The sequence below is a fragment of the Octadecabacter ascidiaceicola genome, from assembly GCF_900185015.1.
GTDB lineage: Bacteria > Pseudomonadota > Alphaproteobacteria > Rhodobacterales > Rhodobacteraceae > Octadecabacter > Octadecabacter ascidiaceicola.
In genome coordinates this window covers 179,354-197,701 of sequence record NZ_FXYD01000003.1, presented here as the reverse complement: position 1 = coordinate 197,701, position 18,348 = coordinate 179,354, and the positions used below count along the sequence as shown (strand labels likewise).

General features: G+C 54.0%; 19 protein-coding genes and 1 tRNA gene. 12 read left to right on the top strand and 8 right to left on the bottom strand.

The genetic code is table 11. The features are described from left to right. Positions 1-8 precede the first annotated feature (8 nt). The 5 genes from OCA8868_RS09770 to OCA8868_RS09750 all read right to left on the bottom strand — a co-directional run bounded on the left by OCA8868_RS09770 (position 9) and on the right by OCA8868_RS09750 (position 5,064). Complete coding sequence (locus OCA8868_RS09770) at positions 9-1,283, bottom strand: glycerate kinase type-2 family protein (RefSeq protein ID WP_093996399.1); 1,275 nt, start codon at positions 1,281-1,283, stop codon at positions 9-11. Between the two features lie 106 nt (positions 1,284-1,389). Continuing rightward, on the bottom strand, positions 1,390-1,707 hold the full coding sequence (locus OCA8868_RS09765) for a hypothetical protein (protein ID WP_093996398.1): 318 nt from the start codon (positions 1,705-1,707) through the stop codon (positions 1,390-1,392). Positions 1,708-1,717: 10 nt separating this feature from the next. Then, positions 1,718-2,326, bottom strand: a complete 609-nt coding sequence (locus OCA8868_RS09760; RefSeq protein ID WP_093996397.1) for a hypothetical protein — start codon at positions 2,324-2,326, stop codon at positions 1,718-1,720. 11 nt (positions 2,327-2,337) lie between these two features. Next, entirely contained in the window at positions 2,338-4,599 is a 2,262-nt protein-coding gene (locus tag OCA8868_RS09755) for a xanthine dehydrogenase family protein molybdopterin-binding subunit (RefSeq protein ID WP_093996396.1), read from the bottom strand. 3 nt (positions 4,600-4,602) lie between these two features. Then, a complete protein-coding gene (locus OCA8868_RS09750) occupies positions 4,603-5,064 on the bottom strand; it encodes a (2Fe-2S)-binding protein (protein WP_093996395.1) in 462 nt (153 codons plus the stop codon). Between the two features lie 207 nt (positions 5,065-5,271). Here OCA8868_RS09750 and OCA8868_RS09745 point away from each other — a divergent pair, with 207 nt between their 5' ends. After that, complete coding sequence (locus OCA8868_RS09745; protein WP_179214834.1) at positions 5,272-5,541, top strand: hypothetical protein; 270 nt, start codon at positions 5,272-5,274, stop codon at positions 5,539-5,541. A 191-nt stretch (positions 5,542-5,732) separates the two neighbouring features. Here OCA8868_RS09745 and OCA8868_RS16895 read toward each other — a convergent pair whose 3' ends face one another. Next, positions 5,733-5,867 (bottom strand): hypothetical protein, encoded by a 135-nt coding sequence (locus OCA8868_RS16895; RefSeq protein WP_281253613.1) that lies wholly within the window; start codon positions 5,865-5,867, stop codon positions 5,733-5,735. A gap of 176 nt (positions 5,868-6,043) precedes the next feature. Here OCA8868_RS16895 and OCA8868_RS09740 point away from each other — a divergent pair, with 176 nt between their 5' ends. Then, positions 6,044-7,033, top strand: a complete 990-nt coding sequence (locus OCA8868_RS09740) for a murein L,D-transpeptidase catalytic domain-containing protein (RefSeq protein WP_093996393.1) — start codon at positions 6,044-6,046, stop codon at positions 7,031-7,033. A 19-nt stretch (positions 7,034-7,052) separates the two neighbouring features. On the opposite strand, the gene OCA8868_RS09735 is transcribed toward OCA8868_RS09740, so the two are convergent. Further along, the gene (locus tag OCA8868_RS09735) at positions 7,053-7,466 is read right to left on the bottom strand and encodes a WYL domain-containing protein (protein ID WP_093996392.1); all 414 of its coding nucleotides are present in this window, start codon (positions 7,464-7,466) and stop codon (positions 7,053-7,055) included. Between the two features lie 221 nt (positions 7,467-7,687). Here OCA8868_RS09735 and OCA8868_RS09730 point away from each other — a divergent pair, with 221 nt between their 5' ends. The 8 genes from OCA8868_RS09730 (at position 7,688) to OCA8868_RS09695 (ending at position 15,619) form a co-directional block, all read left to right on the top strand. Then, on the top strand, positions 7,688-8,233 hold the full coding sequence (locus OCA8868_RS09730) for a YaeQ family protein (protein WP_093996391.1): 546 nt from the start codon (positions 7,688-7,690) through the stop codon (positions 8,231-8,233). Positions 8,234-8,245: 12 nt separating this feature from the next. Continuing rightward, positions 8,246-8,839, top strand: a complete 594-nt coding sequence (locus tag OCA8868_RS09725; RefSeq protein ID WP_093996390.1) for an exonuclease domain-containing protein — start codon at positions 8,246-8,248, stop codon at positions 8,837-8,839. Positions 8,840-8,941: 102 nt separating this feature from the next. Then, positions 8,942-9,016 (top strand) — tRNA-Gly (locus tag OCA8868_RS09720). Positions 9,017-9,199: 183 nt separating this feature from the next. Beyond that, on the top strand, positions 9,200-10,993 hold the full coding sequence (locus OCA8868_RS09715) for an ABC transporter transmembrane domain-containing protein (RefSeq protein ID WP_093996389.1): 1,794 nt from the start codon (positions 9,200-9,202) through the stop codon (positions 10,991-10,993). Between the two features lie 73 nt (positions 10,994-11,066). Further along, complete coding sequence (gene lysM / locus OCA8868_RS09710) at positions 11,067-11,477, top strand: peptidoglycan-binding protein LysM (RefSeq protein ID WP_093996388.1); 411 nt, start codon at positions 11,067-11,069, stop codon at positions 11,475-11,477. 162 nt (positions 11,478-11,639) lie between these two features. After that, a complete protein-coding gene (locus OCA8868_RS09705; protein ID WP_093996387.1) occupies positions 11,640-13,535 on the top strand; it encodes an acyl-CoA synthetase in 1,896 nt (631 codons plus the stop codon). A gap of 81 nt (positions 13,536-13,616) precedes the next feature. Beyond that, the gene (locus OCA8868_RS09700) at positions 13,617-14,030 is read left to right on the top strand and encodes a thiol-disulfide oxidoreductase DCC family protein (protein WP_245848163.1); all 414 of its coding nucleotides are present in this window, start codon (positions 13,617-13,619) and stop codon (positions 14,028-14,030) included. Continuing rightward, entirely contained in the window at positions 14,027-15,619 is a 1,593-nt protein-coding gene (locus OCA8868_RS09695; RefSeq protein WP_093996386.1) for a saccharopine dehydrogenase family protein, read from the top strand. Before OCA8868_RS09700 ends, OCA8868_RS09695 begins: the two co-directional genes overlap by 4 nt. A gap of 16 nt (positions 15,620-15,635) precedes the next feature. Here OCA8868_RS09695 and OCA8868_RS09690 read toward each other — a convergent pair whose 3' ends face one another. Next, positions 15,636-16,373 carry a methyltransferase domain-containing protein gene (locus OCA8868_RS09690; RefSeq protein ID WP_143849601.1) on the bottom strand — a complete coding sequence of 246 codons (738 nt, stop codon included), beginning with the start codon at positions 16,371-16,373 and terminating at the stop codon, positions 15,636-15,638. 335 nt (positions 16,374-16,708) lie between these two features. Here OCA8868_RS09690 and mobC point away from each other — a divergent pair, with 335 nt between their 5' ends. Both mobC and OCA8868_RS09675 read left to right on the top strand, forming a co-directional pair. Further along, positions 16,709-17,062 (top strand): plasmid mobilization relaxosome protein MobC, encoded by a 354-nt coding sequence (gene mobC / locus OCA8868_RS09680; RefSeq protein WP_245848161.1) that lies wholly within the window; start codon positions 16,709-16,711, stop codon positions 17,060-17,062. Next, complete coding sequence (locus OCA8868_RS09675) at positions 17,062-18,330, top strand: relaxase/mobilization nuclease domain-containing protein (RefSeq protein WP_093996383.1); 1,269 nt, start codon at positions 17,062-17,064, stop codon at positions 18,328-18,330. Before mobC ends, OCA8868_RS09675 begins: the two co-directional genes overlap by 1 nt. The last annotated feature ends 18 nt before the right edge of the window (positions 18,331-18,348 follow it).

Sequence of the window (18,348 nt, the reverse complement as noted above, 5' to 3'; positions counted from 1 at the left end):
TCAGTGGTCTAGCTTCTAGGGAACACCAAAATCGCCCTGAAATCGTTCACGTTCGTCAGCGTTGGGCCCGTCACGATTTGCCCTTCAATCGCGGCAAAGAATGAGTGCGCGTCGTTGCGGTTGAGGGAAACCTGAAGCGAAACACCAGCGAGCTCTGCCTTCGCGATGGTGTCCGGCCCAGCATATGCGCCTGCGACTTCGGCGGCGCCGTCGACACCATCGGTATCGCAGGCGAGAACATGGATGCCTGCTTTTCCATTGAGGGCCAATGCCGCCGACAACACGAACTCAGCATTCGGGCCACCAACGCCGTCGCCACGCCGCGTGACGGTGCATTCCCCACCGGACAACAGCAGGATCGGCTTGTCGTTCGTCGTCATTTCCGATTGCAGCGTCATCGCAAGCCGGGCCTGGGTTTGGCCAAGGTCGCGCGCTTCTCCTTCGATAGCGTCTCCGAGTAGCCGCACATCTAGGCCAGCTTTCTCAGCGATGGCAGCAGCCACCCCAAGTGAAAGCGACGGCGCGGCGATAATTTTTGTTTCGGCTCTTTTTAGGCGCGGATCATCAGGGGGAACAACATGGTTTTGGCCAGCAAGGACGTTAGCAACACGAGCAGGTAAATCAATGCCACGCTGCTTTATAATCGCGAGCGCGTCTTGTGCTGTGGTGGTGTTCCCAACCGTGGGCCCAGATGCAATTTCGCTTGGGTCATCGCCAGGAACATCAGAAATCAGCAAGGTTAAAAGTCGTGCGGGGTCGCACGCAGCGGCGAGTTGCCCGCCCTTCACACGACTAAGGTGTTTTCGAACGACATTCATTTCCCCGATCGGCGCGCCCGATGCGAGCAGCGCAGTATTCACCGCCATTTTATCTTCAAGCGTTAGGCCTTCCGCGGGGGCGCAAAGCAGTGCAGAGCCGCCGCCAGAAATCAGGGCGATGACGTGATCGTCAGGGCCTAAACCCGAAACCAAATCGAACATGCGACGTGTCGCGGCCTCACCCGCGGCGTCTGGTACGGGGTGTGACGCCTGAACAATTTCAATGCCTTGCGTCGGTCGCTCATATCCGTAGCGCGTGACCACAAGCCCTTCACATGGACCATAATGCTCTTCTACGGCCTCTGCCATTCGCGCACTGGCCTTGCCCGCGCCGATGATCAGCAATCGCCCCTTTGGGCGCTCCGGCAAATGGGCGGCGACAATCCGCATAGGGTCGGCAGCGGAAACTGCTTCGCCGAACAGCTTGGTTAGAAGACCACGCGGATCGGACGCGAAAATGCTCATCGTGTTTCCTTCCAGAATACCCCGGGGCGAGAACCGCCGTACATTTCCCGCCTTCAAAGGAACAGATTGTAGGGAGGTATTTTTGCGAATGGAACTGCGGATTAAGTTAACCCAATAGCGCAAACACCAGCGCAACGACGATCATTAAATCGATCGCAATGATGCTCCAAATGACCCATTTGCGCACTTCGATGTGAGTCCGGCGCATAAACGCAATACCGCCGCCAATCGCAGCAGCAATCAGCGCGAGGACTTGAATAGTCGTGCCTCCGAAGAGAGTGACCAACAGATACCCAAAGACCAAGTAGAGAAGTCCAAAGGGAACAAGCGCCCAAGTGTCGCGACGACGGCCGTCCATGATCCATTCAGTTGCATGCCAAATTCCCGTGAAGACAAGCAAGCCACCAGCTATACCTACGTACATGTCGTTCTCCTTAGCTTTCCGGGCAGGGCATTCCAGCTACGCCCCAGATTAGGATGTCATCGACATGTTCCTGCAGGCTGTAGGGCGCAGGTTCGCGGCCCCCGCCCGGATTCCATGCCCAATGAAGGATCAGATCATGGTTCAGATGTTCTGCAATTTCCAACATGTCGCGACCGCCGTTCAAGTCCGGATCTCGAAGCTGGGCGCAGATTTCATCGCTTGTCTTTCCGAACCAGTCGGCCTCAACAGGGGCTAGAGCCCAGCCCATAGCAACGCGAGGGGCGGCGTGTGGCATCAGGTTCGCATTGTCCCAATCCGTGTCCTTTGTCGTATGGCACGTCGAGCATTGTAGATACTCAACACCCATACGGCTGTCGCCGGCCTGAATGTTCATCCCGTGCGGGCGTGTCGTGCCGTACGTCGGGCCTGACCACATTGGTCGATCAGACGGTCCTGTGTGGCAGTTCGCGCAACGGGGATGGCTTGCGACATCAAAGATACGAGACCACGCGTCCAATCCTTCGGCCTGGGTTGCACTTTCTGGCGGCGAGATTTCAACTTCGGCGAAAACAACTGACGCCGCGATTGTCAGCGAGGCTACTATAAGTCTGGTGGTCATCGCGACATTCCTCAGATGAAATCAATATGCTTGTTGAACGGCATCTCACGAATGCGCTGGCCCGTGGCCGCGAAAATCGCGTTGCCGAGTGCTGGAGCCGCAGGTGGTACACCCGGTTCACCGACACCACGAATGCCTGACATGTTTTCGAGAATCCTAACCTCAATTTGGGGTGTCTGATAAAGCCGAAGGCCTTCGTACGCATGGTAATTGTTCTGGACCGGTCCATAATTCTCGTAGGTTAGTTCGGAATTGATCGCGTGGCTGAGGGCATAGATCATGCCGCCGGTTAGTTGGGCCTCTGCGTTCATCGGGTCCAAAACGCGACCGACATCCGCGACGATAAATGCTTTGTCTATTCTGATGCCGCGATCCGTGTTCGTCACTTCGATCACCTGCGCAGTTGGCACGCCAAAGGAAAGACAAAAGGCAACGCCGCGGCCTTTGTCTTCGCCCATGGATGGCCCGTCCCATCCAGAAAGTTCAGCAACTTCTTCTAGGACTTTGCGCGATTGCTCGTGCAAACAGAGACGCAGCCGTTCTTCCATAGGGTCGGCGCCCGCTTTGTGGATCAGCTCATCAAGGAACGTGTCATGATAGAAACCATTGCCGGATGCACCAACTGAGCGCCAAGACGATACCGGCACCATATCAGGGGCGCGGTAGCCCGTGACGCGGTAGTTAGGAATTGCAAAGGGCTGATCCCATGATCCTGTCGTGATTGTTGCGTCCGGTCCTGGAATTCCTATTCCGGTTAGCCGGCCGAACCAACCTGGTGCCATCGCCGATTGGGAGACCGAAACGTCAAACGTATCAACCTTGCCATCTTTGATCTTACCGCGCGCATGCATCACGGATGCTGGCCGCGGGTAATCGTGGGTCATGTCTTCTTCGCGTGACCATGTGAATTTTACAGGCGTACCTTTCACCGAAGCCGCCACTTCCGCGGCCTGTTCGACGTGGGTCATTTCTAGCTTATGGCCAAAACTCCCCCCCATGGGTTGCACATAGACAAAGACGTTCTCTGCCTCGATCCCGAGGTTCTGTGCGACGCGGTTTTTGATGAAGAGTGGAATTTGCGTCCCAGTCCATATTTCGACCTTTTCGTCAGTGACCTTAACAATCGCATTCATCGGTTCCATCGGCGCATGGGCCAAAAATGGAATGCGATACTGCGCCTCAAAAACCTCACCTTCGGCTAGCGCGGCGTCCACGTCGCCTTCATCACGTTGCCGATGGTCGAAGTTATCTTCTTTGTTCACTGCCGCTTCGAGGTTCGCAAATATTTCGGCGCTGGTCGCCGGATATGCCGGCGCCCCCCATTCACATTCAATCGCGTTAACAGCCTGAAATGCGTACCATGTGTTGCTGGCGATAACAGCGACGCCTGCGTTGCCCGCTTTGACCTCGATGATGCTTTGAACACCCGGCATGCTTTCAGCGGCGGACGCATCAAAGCTTTCAAGTGCGCCCCCGATACCGGGGTTTGCACAGATTGATGCAAAGAGCATCCCATCGAAGTTTAGATCAATGCCGTATTTCTCGGCGCCCGTACATTTCGGTTCCATGTCGATGCGTGTCAGGCCGGGCTTGCCAAGGTAGCGCCAGTCTTTTGGGTCGCGCAATTCAACATCTGTGATGGGATCAATCTCTGCGGCCTCAACCGCGAGGTCCGTATAGGCGATTTTGTCACCATCCGGTGTAACCACATGTCCGTTTTCAGTCGTTAATTGCGCGCGCGCGAAACCGGTGCGTATGGCAGCGGCTTCTTTCAACGTCTCACGCGCAACAGCGCCAGCGTGGCGTAGTTTGTCGTACATGTCTGGCACGGTAGATGAGCCGCCGGTCATCTGAAGCGCAAAGAGCTTTGGTATAACGCGCAGCACAGAGCGAATAGTTTCTGCGGTGGCGCTTTCGTCATAGGCGGGCAGCGGAGACCCTTCTGTCATGACAGCCGCATTGTAATATGCAGGGCCAGGCAGCCCTGGTGTGCGGATCGTGTCCTTTGGGTCAATGTCGAGTTCTTCTGCGATCAGATACGCTTGGATCGAGTACGCACCCTGTCCCTTGTCGGCGCGTGGCGTGATCAATGTGACACCTTCCGCCGCGATTTTCACGAACGGCGTAATGGCAGCTTCGCCATCAGCAAGATCGTCCAGCAATGGATTGGGGATCGGGCGTTTGACCATATAGGTTCCAAAGGCGACGCCCCCTGCGATCGCAGCGGAGCCGATCAGGAACGTACGCCTAGCGATTTTTCCGACACTTGCCATGACCTAGGCCTCCTGCAGTTTCTTCGCGGCAGCATGTACCGCTGCGCGAATGCGGGGGTATGTTCCACAGCGACACAGGTTTGCTGACATGGCAGCATCGATGTCTTCATCCGTCGGCTCAGGATTGGTTTCAAGAAACGATGCGGCCTGCATGATCTGGCCTGATTGACAGTACCCGCATTGCGCAACTTGATGCTCTATCCACGCCTCTTGAACGGCGTGTAGGCCTTCGGGTGATGCGAGACCTTCGATCGTCGTGACATGCCCCCCTGCGAGGTCACCTACTGCAAGTTGGCAGGACCGAACAGCAAACCCGTCGACATGCACAGTACATGCACCGCATTGGGCAATTCCGCATCCATACTTGGGGCCAGTGATGTTCAACTCGTCACGAAGCACCCAAAGCAACGGCATGTCTGATGTGACGTCCACCTCGTGCTCAGTTCCATTTACGGTAAGTCGCATTGCGCCGCCTCCTGGCCGTTGTTGGGTCCAATGTAACGAGACACGCAAGAAAGGGAATTGTCGATAGGTGCCAAACAGGTACTGCATCGTGCCAAAATCATCTAGAAGTATGGAAGTCGTGCATCGGCTAAGGTCATAAATGACAGGGTATTAGACCGGAGAAACAGGATGGCAACGCGGTATCCAATAGGTGGCTACCTAAAACAAATGAGCGCGATACTTGGTATCACGCCTGAGAAAGTACTGCGTCGCGTAGGTCTTTCAGCGTCCTTGGTAGGTGAAGAAGAGATCAGTGTCCGTGCGGAAACCTATTTTCGGATCTGGGACGCAATGTATGCCGAAGCGGATCGTCCTGGCGTGGAAATGGAACTGGCAATGGCCTACGCGCACGGCCCGTTCCTTCCACCTATTTTGCCTTTTCATGTGCTGAAACCCTTTCGTTGGGCCTGGAGCGACTGTCCGATTTCAAACCACTGATCGGACCGTGCTAGATGGAAATTGCACGCGCCAACGGACAATTGAACCTTGTGATGAGTCCGGCGGAACCCGGAACTCTGATGTCAGCAAGCCTCGGCTTGTTTAAATTACTTTACATCACGGAATGCGCCCGTACGTTAACTGGCGAACATATTACACCTGTCGCCACAAGCCTTCCGGGGCCACATGAACTAAACGCTATCCGCAAGGTGGGATTGGTCCACAGCTCCTGCGAGAATTGTTCGCGCGGAAACGGACCCGTCCGCAAGATCAGCTTCCTGAACAGACCCGTCGATAATATTCGCCGACCCGACTGCATTATCCACGATTCCAGCCTGCTTCACACTTCCGGTCTGTAGATGTGTGCTATCAATAGCGTTGCTCTGAGTTTCCGCGTTACCAATACGGTCGTTCGTCGTTTTTTGACAAAGGGCAGGAAAAATTACTCCCGTTCTATTTTGGTTTTGTTAGTGTTGTCGTGTGGACATGGTTGGAGGCACTCATGGGTGGTTTACTGGTGAAGCGGTTTGTTAAAAGCCTTTGGCTTGTGCTGGTTTTGGCAGGTACGGCACAATCGCCCGCTTTTGCGCAGCCGTTGTCGCGGGAGGTGCCCGCGTGGTTGCAACGGCATGTTGGGACCGGTGAAGGGCAGATTGCGCCTGTAGTTCTTGAGCGCGCACGCGATCTTTATCGACAGCAAGTGCGGCGAGCTGGCGTTCGAAACCCATGCTATATGGCGATGGATGCGACGCGGCCGAGCACGTCGTCGCGTGGAACGCCTGCGCAACGATATTACATTATTTGCGAAGCACAGGGTACGTTCCGGGCTGTGTCGTCCGGATACGGAAACGGACGCAGCATTCCGGGGGCGGATTTCTCAAATGGTCGCGAATGCGCACGCCATTTCAGCAATGCCTTGGGCTCAAACCTGACAATGGGCGGGTCGTACCTAACGGCTGAGGCGCGCACGTCCCATAAGGGATATATTCGGCAAGGCGGCCAGACGGTGCCGTTCAACCGGACGTTCCTTGTGTTTGATGGAATGAGAGAGACATCCAACGCAAGGGATCGAGCGATTGGCGGGCATATGGCGGCGTTTGTACGTTCACAATGTCGGATGAGCGCACCGAACAGTCCCCACGCGGACGACGATGGTTTCGTGCGCTTCGGGCGATTGATTGATTACACCAGCGGGCGAAGCAACGGATGCACGACTTGGTCCGAAGACGTGTCACAGCAGATAATCTCAATGGTCGATGGAAACCGGACGTCACTTTATATTTACCCAGAGTCGCGTGATATCAGTGCGGTTGCGTCAGCGGTAAGCAATGGGCGTTCACCGGCTGCGGAAGGTCTGTATTGGAATAGTTCCTGCTTGAGCCAAATCGGTGCACCGCAGTTCTGGCCAAAACGCCAGCTAGAGCCGATCATTCGAGATTGGCGGGCCTCGCTTCCAACACCGAACTACAGCCCTTTACCGATCTGTCAGTAGTGGCTGAGAAACGGCAAATCTATTCGCAGATGTTCTCGGCCATGAAACAGTTCGAACCTATGCACCCATCCCAGCCTTCGGCTTTGATCTCTCGGGACCGCTCGCCGAAGTCGCCTTCTACAATTTCCACCGACTGGATCCGATCGAAGCGAAAAATCCGCTTGGATTCATAGTCCCGCCCATTGGTGCAGCCCCGCGTCTGCCAACCATGCATATAGAGTTGCCCGTTGTTGCCGATCCCGACTTGGTGCACGTCAACCAGTCGTGGTAGGCAGTCTTTGTCTTTGTCTTCGTCTCCGTCGTAAACAACCTCGACAACGCGGCCAGTCTCAGCGGCTTCGCAAAGCAGGGTTTCGTGCTCTGATTGGGCCTGCGCGGAAGAGCAAAGCGCGAAGGATGCGATGAGTGTGAAAGCGTGTTGCAAGGTTTTCATTGTAGTGCTTCCTCAATGACGAGCGGATATTTCGAATAGCCGGAACCCTACTGGCTACGGCGTCGGGGGCCAACGACTTGTTTTAGGTCCTACCCGTTCGTCTCGGTTGCAGAAGCTTCGGGACGCTTTCTTGGCATACATAATACTCAGGCTTTGAAAATCCTTTCAGAAAACGGGCATAAGCATTAGGCATCACTATCTTCGATTGTCTGGGGCATGACATGGCGCAAAAAGCTACGATCTACAAAGTTGAATTGTCCGTCTGTGACATGGACCGCCACTATTACGAGACCCACAAACTAACTGTGGCAAAGCATCCGTCTGAGACGGATGAACGATTAATGGTGCGCGTCCTCGCCTTTGCTTTGAATGCGGATGAGCATTTGGAGATGACAAAAGGTATTTCAACGGACGATGAGCCGGACATCTGGCAGAAAAGCCTGAGCGGTGAGTTGGAATTATGGGTGTCGCTAGGTTTGCCTAGCGAAAAGGTTGTCCGCCAGTCTTGCGGAAAATCCGACAAGGTTATCGTTTGTAGCTACGGTGGCAGGACCGCAGAAATGTGGTGGGAGAAAATCAAGAACAGCACCACGCGATTTGATAATCTTCAGGTCATGAACTTTGCCGAAACCGCCACCCGAGAACTGAGCGCATTGGCAAATCGGTCCATGCAGATGCAGGTGAATATTCAGGACGGGGATGTAATGGTCAGCGTTGATGACGACATCGTCTATGTCACCCCGGTTGAATGGAAAAGTGCCGGGTAGCTAGCAAGGAACATGTTGAACAAGTTTGGACATCTCACGACGTTACCGACCGGCCCGTTTCGTTTCATCGCGCTAGATGTAGAAACAGCTGGTAAAATGATCGGTGGGATATGTCAGATTGGGCTTTGTTTTGTTGGTGAAACGGGCGATGTGCAGGCCTATTCTGTTTTGATTGACCCAGAAGAACCGTTTGAACCATTCAATACTGATCTGCATGGGATTTCAGCCGAAACTGTGGCGGGCGCGGAAACGTTTCCAACAGTCTTTGCTCGCTTATTTGATCTATTGAACACCCATTCCCTCGTGCAACACAGCACGTTTGATGAAAAGGCGCTCACGTCGGCTTGTGTGCGTTACGGTGTGCCGATGATCACTTCACATTGGACCAACAGTGTGACGGTTGCCCGTCAAGCTTGGCCTGAGTTGAAGGGGGCAGGGGGGCACGGGCTTGCGAATCTCAAAAAGCATCTTGGCCTCGAATTTCACCATCATGACGCGGGTGAGGATGCACGTGCAGCGGCAACGGTTGTATTGAAGGCGGAAGAAATCGTCGGTACGGCGTTATCTCACCTCAAGATCGACCGCCAATTGAAGCTAAAGTTTTGAAGATCGCTTTTGCTGTTTCTTGTCGGCCTCCGCAGGTATTGTCGAAACATGACCGACGATGTCTTGACGCCCCAATTTCCCTGAAATAGGAAGTGCTTGGTCGCGGGTGTTGTGTAATGGTTAAGACCCCAGTTTTCCAAACTGGAGATGGGGGTTCGATTCCCCCCACCCGCTCCAACCTCCATCAGAAAGTACATTCCTGCGCTCTGGCCCGATAACTGCGTGGAAATAGGCGGTTCGGAGCCAGAAGGCTTTCCGATAAATTGAGATATTACGACGCATCCGAACAGATGCTTGGTTCTGGGCGGTTGTGTGCTCCTGCGCGCGCCATTAAGTCGTGTCCTTAACAAAGGATATGTTATGGCCGACGCCCCAAGAAAAGCTGAAATGGAACGCGAACGTTCAAAGGAGATCGGTGCGCTGGGCGCATTGTGGCCGTTCATGAAGCCGTATGGTTTGTTGATCGCATTGGCGGGTGTCGCGTTGGTGACCACGGCGATGATGTCATTGGTGTTGCCGCTTGCCGTTCGCCGCGTCGTCGACAATTTTGATATCGCCGACCCAAGCCTGTTGGACGGGTATTTCGCGGCGGCGCTTGGTTTAGCGGCCCTTTTGGCAGTCGGTACGGCGCTGCGCTACTATTTCGTTACCCGATTAGGCGAACGGGTGGTTGCTGATATTCGCGTGTCGGTTTTTGACCGTATGATTTCTATGAGCCCTGCGTTTTTTGAACGGATATTGACCGGAGAAGTCCTGAGTCGGATTACAACGGATACCACCGTTATCCTTTCAGTGATCGGCAGCTCGGTCTCCGTTGCGCTGCGCAATGTTTTGATCTTATTGGGTGGCATCGCGTTGATGCTGTTCACCTCTGTTAAGATGTCATTGATGGTGCTTTGGCCGATTCCGCTGATCGTGTTTCCGATCATCATTTTGGGGCGCAAAGTGCGTCGCTTGAGCAAGGAAAACCAAGACTGGATCGCACAGAGTTCCGGGGATGCTTCCGAACAGCTGCTAAGTGCGCAAACGGTGCAGGCCTTTACACACGAAAGCCATAGCCGTGAGAATTTTCACCGCGTCACCGAGCAAAGCTTCCAAGTGGCACGCAAACGTATCACGACCCGCGCGATTCTGACGGCGATCGTCATCTTCTTGGCGTTTAGCGCGATTGTCGGGTTCCTTTGGATGGGGGCTGCGGACGTTCGCGCGGGCAACATTACTGTCGGTGAACTGGTACAGTTCATGATCTATACAATCATGGTCGCTGGCGCAGTTGGTGCGTTGACCGAGATCTGGTCGGAACTTCAGCGCGCAGCTGGTGCGACGGAACGTTTGGTCGAATTGCTAAACACCCAAGACGCAGTGAGCGATCCTGCCAAAGCGCTTCCTGCGCCTGCAACCCGTCGCGGCGAGATCGAATTTGAAGATGTTGTATTCACGTATCCAGCACGCCCAGGTGTGCAGGCGCTAGACGGGGTGACATTTACTGTCGAACCGGGAGAGACCGTTGCTCTCGTCGGGCCGTCAGGTGCTGGTAAGACAACGATCATTCAACTGCTGTTGCGGTTCTATGACCCAAGCGCGGGGCGTATTACAATTGATGGCGATGATCTGCGTGATCTGGATCGTGCGGACTTCCGTCGCCACATGGCGCTTGTGCCCCAAGACCCTGTCATTTTCGCGGCCTCCGCGCGCGAGAACATTCGCTTTGGTCGCCCTGATGCGACTGACGCCGAGGTTGAAGCCGCTGCAAAAGCCGCAGCAGCGCATGATTTCCTGACAGCTCTGCCAGAAGGATACGATAGTTACGTCGGCGAGCGTGGCGTGATGCTTTCAGGTGGGCAAAAACAACGTGTCGCCATTGCGCGCGCCATTTTGCGCGACGCACCGGTGTTGTTGCTTGATGAAGCGACAAGTGCGTTGGATGCTGAATCCGAGCGCGCGGTGCAAAGCGCGGTTGATACGCTCTCCAAAGACCGCACAACTTTGATCGTGGCACACCGTTTGGCGACGGTTAAGAAAGCAGACCGTATTATCGTGTTCGAAGAGGGTAAAATTGCCGCGATTGGCACCCATGATGACTTGGTAGCGCAAGGCGGACTATATGCCCGGCTTGCAAAGCTACAGTTCACGGATGGCGCACAAACGGATTAATTCCCCTTGAGGAATGCTGACGAGAACGCCAAGTTCACCCCAATACGAACACCATTCTTAGGGGAGAACAAAGATGGGTCTGTTTAATTTTTGGAAAAAATCTGGCAAAGATGTTGCTGGTGAACCAACTGCTGAAGCACTGAACAAAGAAGTCGCGGACCTTGGTTTGGACGCCGAAGGTCTCGACATTTCTGTTGAAGGCGACAAAGTCAAAATCAAAGGCAAAGCGGTTTCCAAGGAAGCCCGTGAAAAGATCATTCTTGCTGTTGGTAACGTTGAAGGTGTTGCTGAAGTCGAAGATGACAGCGACGACGGCGCGGTTTTCCACACTGTGGAAAAAGGCGACAACCTGTCCGCAATCGCGAAGAAAACCCTTGGTAGCGCCAATGACTACATGAAGATTTTCGAAGCGAACAAACCAATGCTGAGCCACCCGGACAAGATTTATCCGGGTCAAGTATTGCGGATTCCGCAGGAAGACTAAGGTTAGTTACGAGTTCTCTGTTTGCATGAGGGTCGCTCCAGACAGTTCTGGAGCGGCCCTTTTTCGTAGCGTTAGTCTTGCGCGGCGCGGCAATCCACCACATCCTACTAAACAGGGAAACTGCCCGCAGGGGCGGAACAATTATATCGGGAGGAGCGAGCGATGACGTTTGCATCTATGGCTGATCGCAATGCGATTGAAGATGAGATGACCTGGGATGATCGCGGCGCCGCACATTCTGTCTGGGCACAGTTAGGCCGCAATGCGGAGAAATTTCCAAATCGCGACGCAGTGACATTCCAAATGTTTTCTGGCGAAAAGGATCCGTCTGAAACGCTGAGCTGGTCTGACCTTCAGGGCAAAGTGGCGCAGACTGCGAACCTTTTCCGTGAACTTGGTGTCGGATCAGATGATGTTGTCGCGTTTCTTCTGCCAAATTCGATGGAAACGGTGCTGACCTATCTAGGCGGTACGGTGGCCGGTATCGTAAACCCGATTAACCCGCTTTTAGATGCAGACCAGATTGGTGCGATCCTGAAAGAAACAGGGGCTAAAGTCCTCGTGACGCTAAAGGCATTCCCGAAAACGGATGTCGCGCAAAAGGCCGCTGAAGCCGTGGACCACGCGCCAAACGTTAAGACCGTCGTAGAGGTCGATCTGTTGAAATACATCGGTGGCATCAAGAAACTGATCGTGCCGCTGATCCGCCCGAAGGTGCAGGTCAACCATGGCGCGCGCGTTATCGATTTCAACAAATCAATCGCCAGTCAGCCCACGACGCTGACGTTTGAGGACCCAAAAGAAGACCGCGTCGCGGCCTATTTCCACACGGGTGGTACGACGGGCATGCCTAAGGTCGCGCAGCACCGCAATTCCGGCATCATCTACAATTCATGGCTTGGCGATCATCTGCTGTTTGAGCCCGAAGACATTCTGATCTGTCCGCTGCCATTGTTCCACGTGTTTGCGACCATCGTTTCGCTTGGTGCGTCGCTTGGCTCGGGTGCGCATATTGTGTTCCCGACACCGCAAGGTTATCGCGGGGACGGGGTGTTCGATAATTTCTGGAAGCTGGTAGAGCGCCACAAGGTGACGTTCATGATTACAGTTCCGACAGCGATGTCGGCACTGATGCAACGCCCAGTGAATGCAGACATCTCTACGCTTCGCTTGGCATTCTGTGGCTCCGCCCCTCTGCCACTTGAGCTGTATAAAAAGTTCGAAGCCGCCGCTGGTGTGACCATTTGCGAAGGCTATGGCCTGACAGAGGCTACGTGTCTGGTGTCCATCAACCCGCCCGAAGGTGAAAAGAAGGTCGGTTCAATCGGTATTCCATTCCCGTATACAAAAGTGCGCATCATTGATCCGCACACGCATCTCGATGTCGGCACGGACGAGATCGGCGAAATTTGTGTGAACTCGCCAGGTGTTTACGAGGGGCACACATATACCGAAGAAGCCAAGAACGCGGATCTGTTTTATCCGGGTGCAAACGTTCAGACCCGCCGCTATCTGCGTACGGGTGATCTGGGGCGCATTGATGCGGACGGCTACCTTTGGATCACGGGGCGCGCGAAAGATCTGATCATTCGTGGTGGGCACAATATTGATCCTGCGGAAATCGAAGAAGCGCTTGCCGGACATGCGCAAGTGGCCTTTGCGGGTGCAATCGGTCAGCCCGATGCCCATGCCGGCGAAGTCCCTGCTGCGTTCGTTGAATTGACCGACGGCGCGACAGTTACCGTGGACGAGCTGATGGAATACGCAAAGAAGCATATCCATGAACGCGCGGCTTACCCCAAATACCTCGAAATCATGGACGAGCTGCCCAAAACAGCCGTGGGGAAAATCTTCAAACCTGACCTGCGTAAGTCTTCTATTACACGGATCTACAACGCCACGTTGGACAAGGCGGGTGTTGCGGCGCAGGTTACTTCTGTCGTTGAGGACAAGAAACTTGGCCTCGTTGCGCATATCGCCAAAACAGGTGATGCCACCGATGAGCAGGTCACTGCTGCACTCGGTTCGTTCACGCGCCCTTGGGTTTGGGTGGCATAAGGAAATCTCAATACGCGAGACGAAGCGCCGCCCTGTCAGGGCGGCGTTTTTCGTTTATATATCAAGCAACATGAAGGGATCATGATGAACCAAGCGACCCATGCGATTGCTGTGATGGATGGCACATGTGCGCTTTGTGCATTTGGCGCGAAGATGGTTCATCGATTGGACAAGAGCGGGACGATCAAAATTGCTCCTATTCAAGGTGAAACCGGAACTGCGTTGATGATGGAACACGGGCTCGACCCGCTTGATCCGGATTCGTGGTTGTTCATTGAGGAAGACGGAAGCGTTACCCGTGATCTTGAGGCAGTTATTCGGCTGGGTCGTCGCACCGGTGGGATTGGATGGTTTCTGGTTTGGCTCAAGATTTTTCCGAAATCTGCACGCGACTGGATGTATGCCCGCGTCGCGCGCAATCGGTATACCATGTTTGGCCGTGCCGAAATGTGCGACATCCCCGACGAAGGCCTAAAGGCGAGGTTGCTGCCATGAAGGTACTTGTGATTGGCGGTACAGGAATGTTCGGCTCGCGCCTGTGCGAGCTACTGGCGCGCGATGGGCATGAGGTGACAATCGCCAGCAGGCGAAAGCCGAACCCCCAATTCGCAACTGAAATGATCGAGTTTACCCATCAGGAATTTGATCGCGATGGACCTCTTTCGGGTTTTGAACGCTACGATGTGATCGCTGATGCCGCGGGCCCGTTTCATGCATATGGAGATGATCCGTACCGGATTGCCGAGGCTGCTATCGGTGCAGGGGTGCATTACTTTGATCTCTGCGACAATGCCGAGTTTTGTCAGGGTATAGGTGCGCTTGATGAGGCCGCAAAGGCCGCTGGTGTAACCGTCGCATCGGGCATGTCTTCGGTACCGGCAGTGTCTTCGTCAGCTGTCGAGGCGCTCTGCGCTGGGCAAACTCCACTGATGATCGAAACTGCAATTCTTCCCGGCAACAAGGCCCCGCGCGGGCGGGCTGTCGTGGAGAGCATCCTCAATCAAACAGGGATGAACTATAGCGAAGTGCAAAGCGGGCAGAAACAATCCGTGCGTTCGTGGTCAGAACCTAAATCCTACAATATGGGCGAGTACAAACGCCAAGGTTGGCGCATCGAAGTGCCTGATCAGCGATTGTTCCCCGATCATTTCGACTGTCCAAACGTCAGCTTTCGCGCGGGGCTAGAGCTTGGCGTTATGCGGTATGGGCTTGGTGTGTTGTCATTTCTTCGCAGCAAACTGGGGTTTGGCATCCCGAATTGGTTCGTCTCGTTAATGATGGCTGGTGCGAAGGCCCTCGAACCGTTTGGAACGGATCGCGGCGGTATGATTGTCGAAGTGACAGTGCCACAAGGTGATGGGTTCATTCGTAAGAAATGGGTTATGCGGGCTGAAAACGGTGATGGCCCTTACACACCCACCATCGCGATCCGCGCGGCGTGCCGTAATATGTCCGCCTTAAATGCGGGCGCGGGCCCGGCGCTTTCGTTAATCCCGTTAGCGCAAGTTGAGGCGTGCTTTGAAGGCCTCGATATCGAAACCGAACGAACACAAGCCGCAGACGTTCCCATCTTCAGGCAGGTTCTTGGTGCATCATTTGACATTTTGCCTGACCCGATCAAAGCCACGCACAACGCCGTAACGCCGCGCGCCTTTAAAGGGATGGCGAGTGTGACACGCGGCACAGGTGTTCTCGCGCGTGTCGCCGCACTCTTGTTCGGGTTTCCACCAACTCAACAAAGCATTGAAGTCGAGGTCAAGAAAATCCCTGATGGTCGTGGAGAAAGATGGCTGCGGCGATTTGGGACGCGGGTTTTTAAATCCTACCTTTGCCCTAATGATCATGTGATGACCGAGCGTTTCGGCGCCTTGACGTTTGAACTAGACCTCAATGTCCGAAACGGCGCATTGCATTTCCCAGTAAAACGAGGTCGGTTGGGTTTCATCCCGATCCCGCGGTTCATGCTACCCCAAAGCATCGCTTCTGAGGTTGATATCGAAGGGGTATTTCACTTTGACGTGCTGCTGAAGGCCCCAACCGGTGCGACGCTGGTGCACTACAAAGGTTGGCTGAAGCAAACGTAGCGGCGGGCGCCGCAGGTTATGCTTCTAGCTCTTTGATCCGCTCTTGAAGTTTAAGTATGCGTGCCCTCATCCGTTTGACTTGCCGATTGTAAAGATTTCGGCAGACTTGGTTGGCCGCATCCGCGGTGATTTCACGGCCAGCGACGCTCGCGGGGACACGTGTTCCATCTTTGATGAACAGAAATGCGTTTTGTCGGAACCAGAAGTACGAGTGTTCTTTGTTCGAAATCTCTGGCCGGATTGCATCATAGCAGCGGTAGCCACGGTCGGCGAACATCTCTACCCAATCTGATTGCCAGCGCAGATTGATGTGACCGCTACCACCTTGACCGGGGATCGCAGCAGAAAACGCGACGGTATTTGATAGCTCACACAAGTCGTCCACAAAGCTTTCGCTGCGTTCCGGTTTAAGGTGCTCTGCAACTTCAAACGAGGTGGCTAAAGCGTAGCGTTTCCGACTTTTGAATGGCTCATTTAGATCATGAAAAACGTAGGAGTCTTTCGGGACTTCTGTTTGCAGATCTTTGACCCAATCGTTGTCGACTGCAGTTACCGTTGAGCCCTCGTTGGCCATTGCTTTTAGAAAAAACCCAAGCCCACACCCAAGATCGATAACAGTTTTCGGCTTGAAAACCGGATACAGAACTTCGGCCATGTAACGACCGTTTTCTAACCGACGGATGCGGCCATTGTCATGGCCTGCGAACATATTGAGATGGACTTCAGTGCTGTCGATTTCCAGAGAATGCGGCATTGATCGTTCCACCCGTTTGATTTCTTGCTAGCGTTCGCAAAGCTTAACAACACACATGCGAGCAGAAAAGGCTCAAAAGCGGCAATTGCGACGGAGAAGGCCCGAAAGGAATACCAGTGGTTTGCGACGGCGATCGTTTTGGGGGTTTATGGTGCACTTGCGGAAGAATTCGTAGAACCCATTGACCCAAATGCCTTGCTTGAAAATCTAGAGGATTGGGAACGTTATTTACAGTCCGATCCTGAAGTTGCCCACAAGTTACGATCTTTGGATCGGGGCACATCTGATGAGGCGCATAACACCACCAAGCGTCCTAAGTTGCGAGGGCCACGCCCATGAGCCGCCTCGCACCGTTTTCGTTAAGGCTGACCCCAGAGGAACGGTCTCAGCTTGAAGCCCAAGCTGGGGCCATGCCGCTAGCGTCTTATATCAAATCAGTGGTTTTTGCCGCTGAAGCTCCGAAATATCGGAAGCGACAGAAACCACCTGTTGCGGAGCAACAGTTATTGGCTGAAGTGCTGGCGCGTTTGGGGCAAACACGTCAAGCCAACAACCTCAACCAGATCGCCAAGCATCTCAATCAGGGTACGTTGATCGTCGATCCTGAACTGGAAGAAGACCTCAAACGCGCCGTGGCCGAAGTGGCATGGATGCGGGCGACATTGATGGAAGCCTTGGGGGTGAAGTAATGATCCTCAAAGGCTCACAACGTAGTGGTGCAAAGGCATTGGCAGATCATCTGCTGAATGATCGTGACAATGATCATGTGTCATGCTTAGAGTTGCGTGATTTTTCATCTGATCAACTTCATGGTGCGCTCAAAGAGATGCACGCAATTTCCAAGGCAACCCAATGTAAGCAATTCATGTTTTCTCTCAGTTTAAACCCACCACAGGATTATATCGCCACCGAACAGGACTTCCTTGAGGCAGCAGACCGTGCAGAGCAACAGTTGGGACTGAGTGATCAGCCCCGCGCGATTGTCGTGCATGAAAAAGAAGGTCGTCGCCACGCCCATGTGGTGTGGTCGCGCATCGACGTGGATGAAATGAAGGCCATCAACCTTCCGCATTTCAAAAACAAATTGCGGGATTTGTCGCGTGATCTGTTTCTCGATCATGGTTGGGTACTGCCTGATGGATTGGCGACCTATGGCAACAAATCACCACTGAACTTCACACTGGAAGAATGGCAACAGGCCAAGCGCCAAGGGCTTGATCCGCGTGAAGTCAAACAGACGTTTCAGCAAGCATGGGAACGCTGCGACAGCCAGATCGGCTTTAAGAATGCGCTTGAAGATCGCGGCTATTTTCTCGCCCGTGGTGATCGTCGTGGTTTCGTGGCTTTGGATGTTGATGGCAACGTTCATTCGATTGCCAAATGGACGGGCCTTAAAACCAAAGATGTGAATGCCAAGCTTGGTTCGCCCGAAAAGCTACCCTCTGTCGATGAAACACAATCCGAACTTCGATCCAAAGTATCGGATCAAATGCGTGGCTATATCGGGCAGATCAAAGACCGCCAGAACAACGATCTTGATCCACTGCGCGACAATCTGCGCGATATGAACACGGCACACCGCGACGAGCGCCAGAAGCTCAAAACTGGGCAAAAAGCGCGTTGGGCGGAAGAAACCAAGGTTCGTTCTGACCGCCTGAATAAGGGCCTGCGCGGCCTGTTTGACCGCCTCACAGGCAAGGGCAAATCCATTCGCCAGCAAAACGAGATGGATGCCCGCAAGGCTGCAAAACGGGATCAGGATCAGCGCGATTTCATGGTCGTCGAACAAATCAAGGAACGTCGCACCTTGCAGCGAGAGTTTCAAAAACTCCGACGCAAACACATCAAAGAACGCAACTTGATGGCCCAGAAGATCAGGCAAACGCTCAAGACTAAGCACTCACATTCTCCCCATCGGGAACGCTCCCGCACACGCGGCCCTGACCTGTCGCTATAGCAATAAGGAATATCTTTC

Excerpts from the sequence above, each read along its gene's own strand:
- OCA8868_RS09725 (WP_093996390.1), top strand. The coding sequence starts at position 8,246 with ATGTTGAACAAGTTTGGACATCTCACGACGTTACCGACCGGCCCGTTT.
- OCA8868_RS09750 (WP_093996395.1), bottom strand. The coding sequence starts at position 5,064 with ATGCGACTTACCGTAAATGGAACTGAGCACGAGGTGGACGTCACATCA.
- OCA8868_RS09705 (WP_093996387.1), top strand. The coding sequence starts at position 11,640 with ATGACGTTTGCATCTATGGCTGATCGCAATGCGATTGAAGATGAGATG.
- OCA8868_RS09740 (WP_093996393.1), top strand. The coding sequence starts at position 6,044 with ATGGGTGGTTTACTGGTGAAGCGGTTTGTTAAAAGCCTTTGGCTTGTG.
- OCA8868_RS09765 (WP_093996398.1), bottom strand. The coding sequence starts at position 1,707 with ATGTACGTAGGTATAGCTGGTGGCTTGCTTGTCTTCACGGGAATTTGG.
- OCA8868_RS09700 (WP_245848163.1), top strand. The coding sequence starts at position 13,617 with ATGATGAACCAAGCGACCCATGCGATTGCTGTGATGGATGGCACATGT.
- OCA8868_RS09690 (WP_143849601.1), bottom strand. The coding sequence starts at position 16,373 with ATGCCGCATTCTCTGGAAATCGACAGCACTGAAGTCCATCTCAATATG.
- OCA8868_RS09715 (WP_093996389.1), top strand. The coding sequence starts at position 9,200 with ATGGCCGACGCCCCAAGAAAAGCTGAAATGGAACGCGAACGTTCAAAG.
- OCA8868_RS09675 (WP_093996383.1), top strand. The coding sequence starts at position 17,062 with ATGATCCTCAAAGGCTCACAACGTAGTGGTGCAAAGGCATTGGCAGAT.
- OCA8868_RS09735 (WP_093996392.1), bottom strand. The coding sequence starts at position 7,466 with ATGAAAACCTTGCAACACGCTTTCACACTCATCGCATCCTTCGCGCTT.
- OCA8868_RS09695 (WP_093996386.1), top strand. The coding sequence starts at position 14,027 with ATGAAGGTACTTGTGATTGGCGGTACAGGAATGTTCGGCTCGCGCCTG.
- OCA8868_RS09730 (WP_093996391.1), top strand. The coding sequence starts at position 7,688 with ATGGCGCAAAAAGCTACGATCTACAAAGTTGAATTGTCCGTCTGTGAC.
- OCA8868_RS09745 (WP_179214834.1), top strand. The coding sequence starts at position 5,272 with ATGAGCGCGATACTTGGTATCACGCCTGAGAAAGTACTGCGTCGCGTA.
- OCA8868_RS09770 (WP_093996399.1), bottom strand. The coding sequence starts at position 1,283 with ATGAGCATTTTCGCGTCCGATCCGCGTGGTCTTCTAACCAAGCTGTTC.
- OCA8868_RS09760 (WP_093996397.1), bottom strand. The coding sequence starts at position 2,326 with ATGACCACCAGACTTATAGTAGCCTCGCTGACAATCGCGGCGTCAGTT.
- OCA8868_RS09755 (WP_093996396.1), bottom strand. The coding sequence starts at position 4,599 with ATGGCAAGTGTCGGAAAAATCGCTAGGCGTACGTTCCTGATCGGCTCC.
- lysM (WP_093996388.1), top strand. The coding sequence starts at position 11,067 with ATGGGTCTGTTTAATTTTTGGAAAAAATCTGGCAAAGATGTTGCTGGT.
- mobC (WP_245848161.1), top strand. The coding sequence starts at position 16,709 with ATGAGCCGCCTCGCACCGTTTTCGTTAAGGCTGACCCCAGAGGAACGG.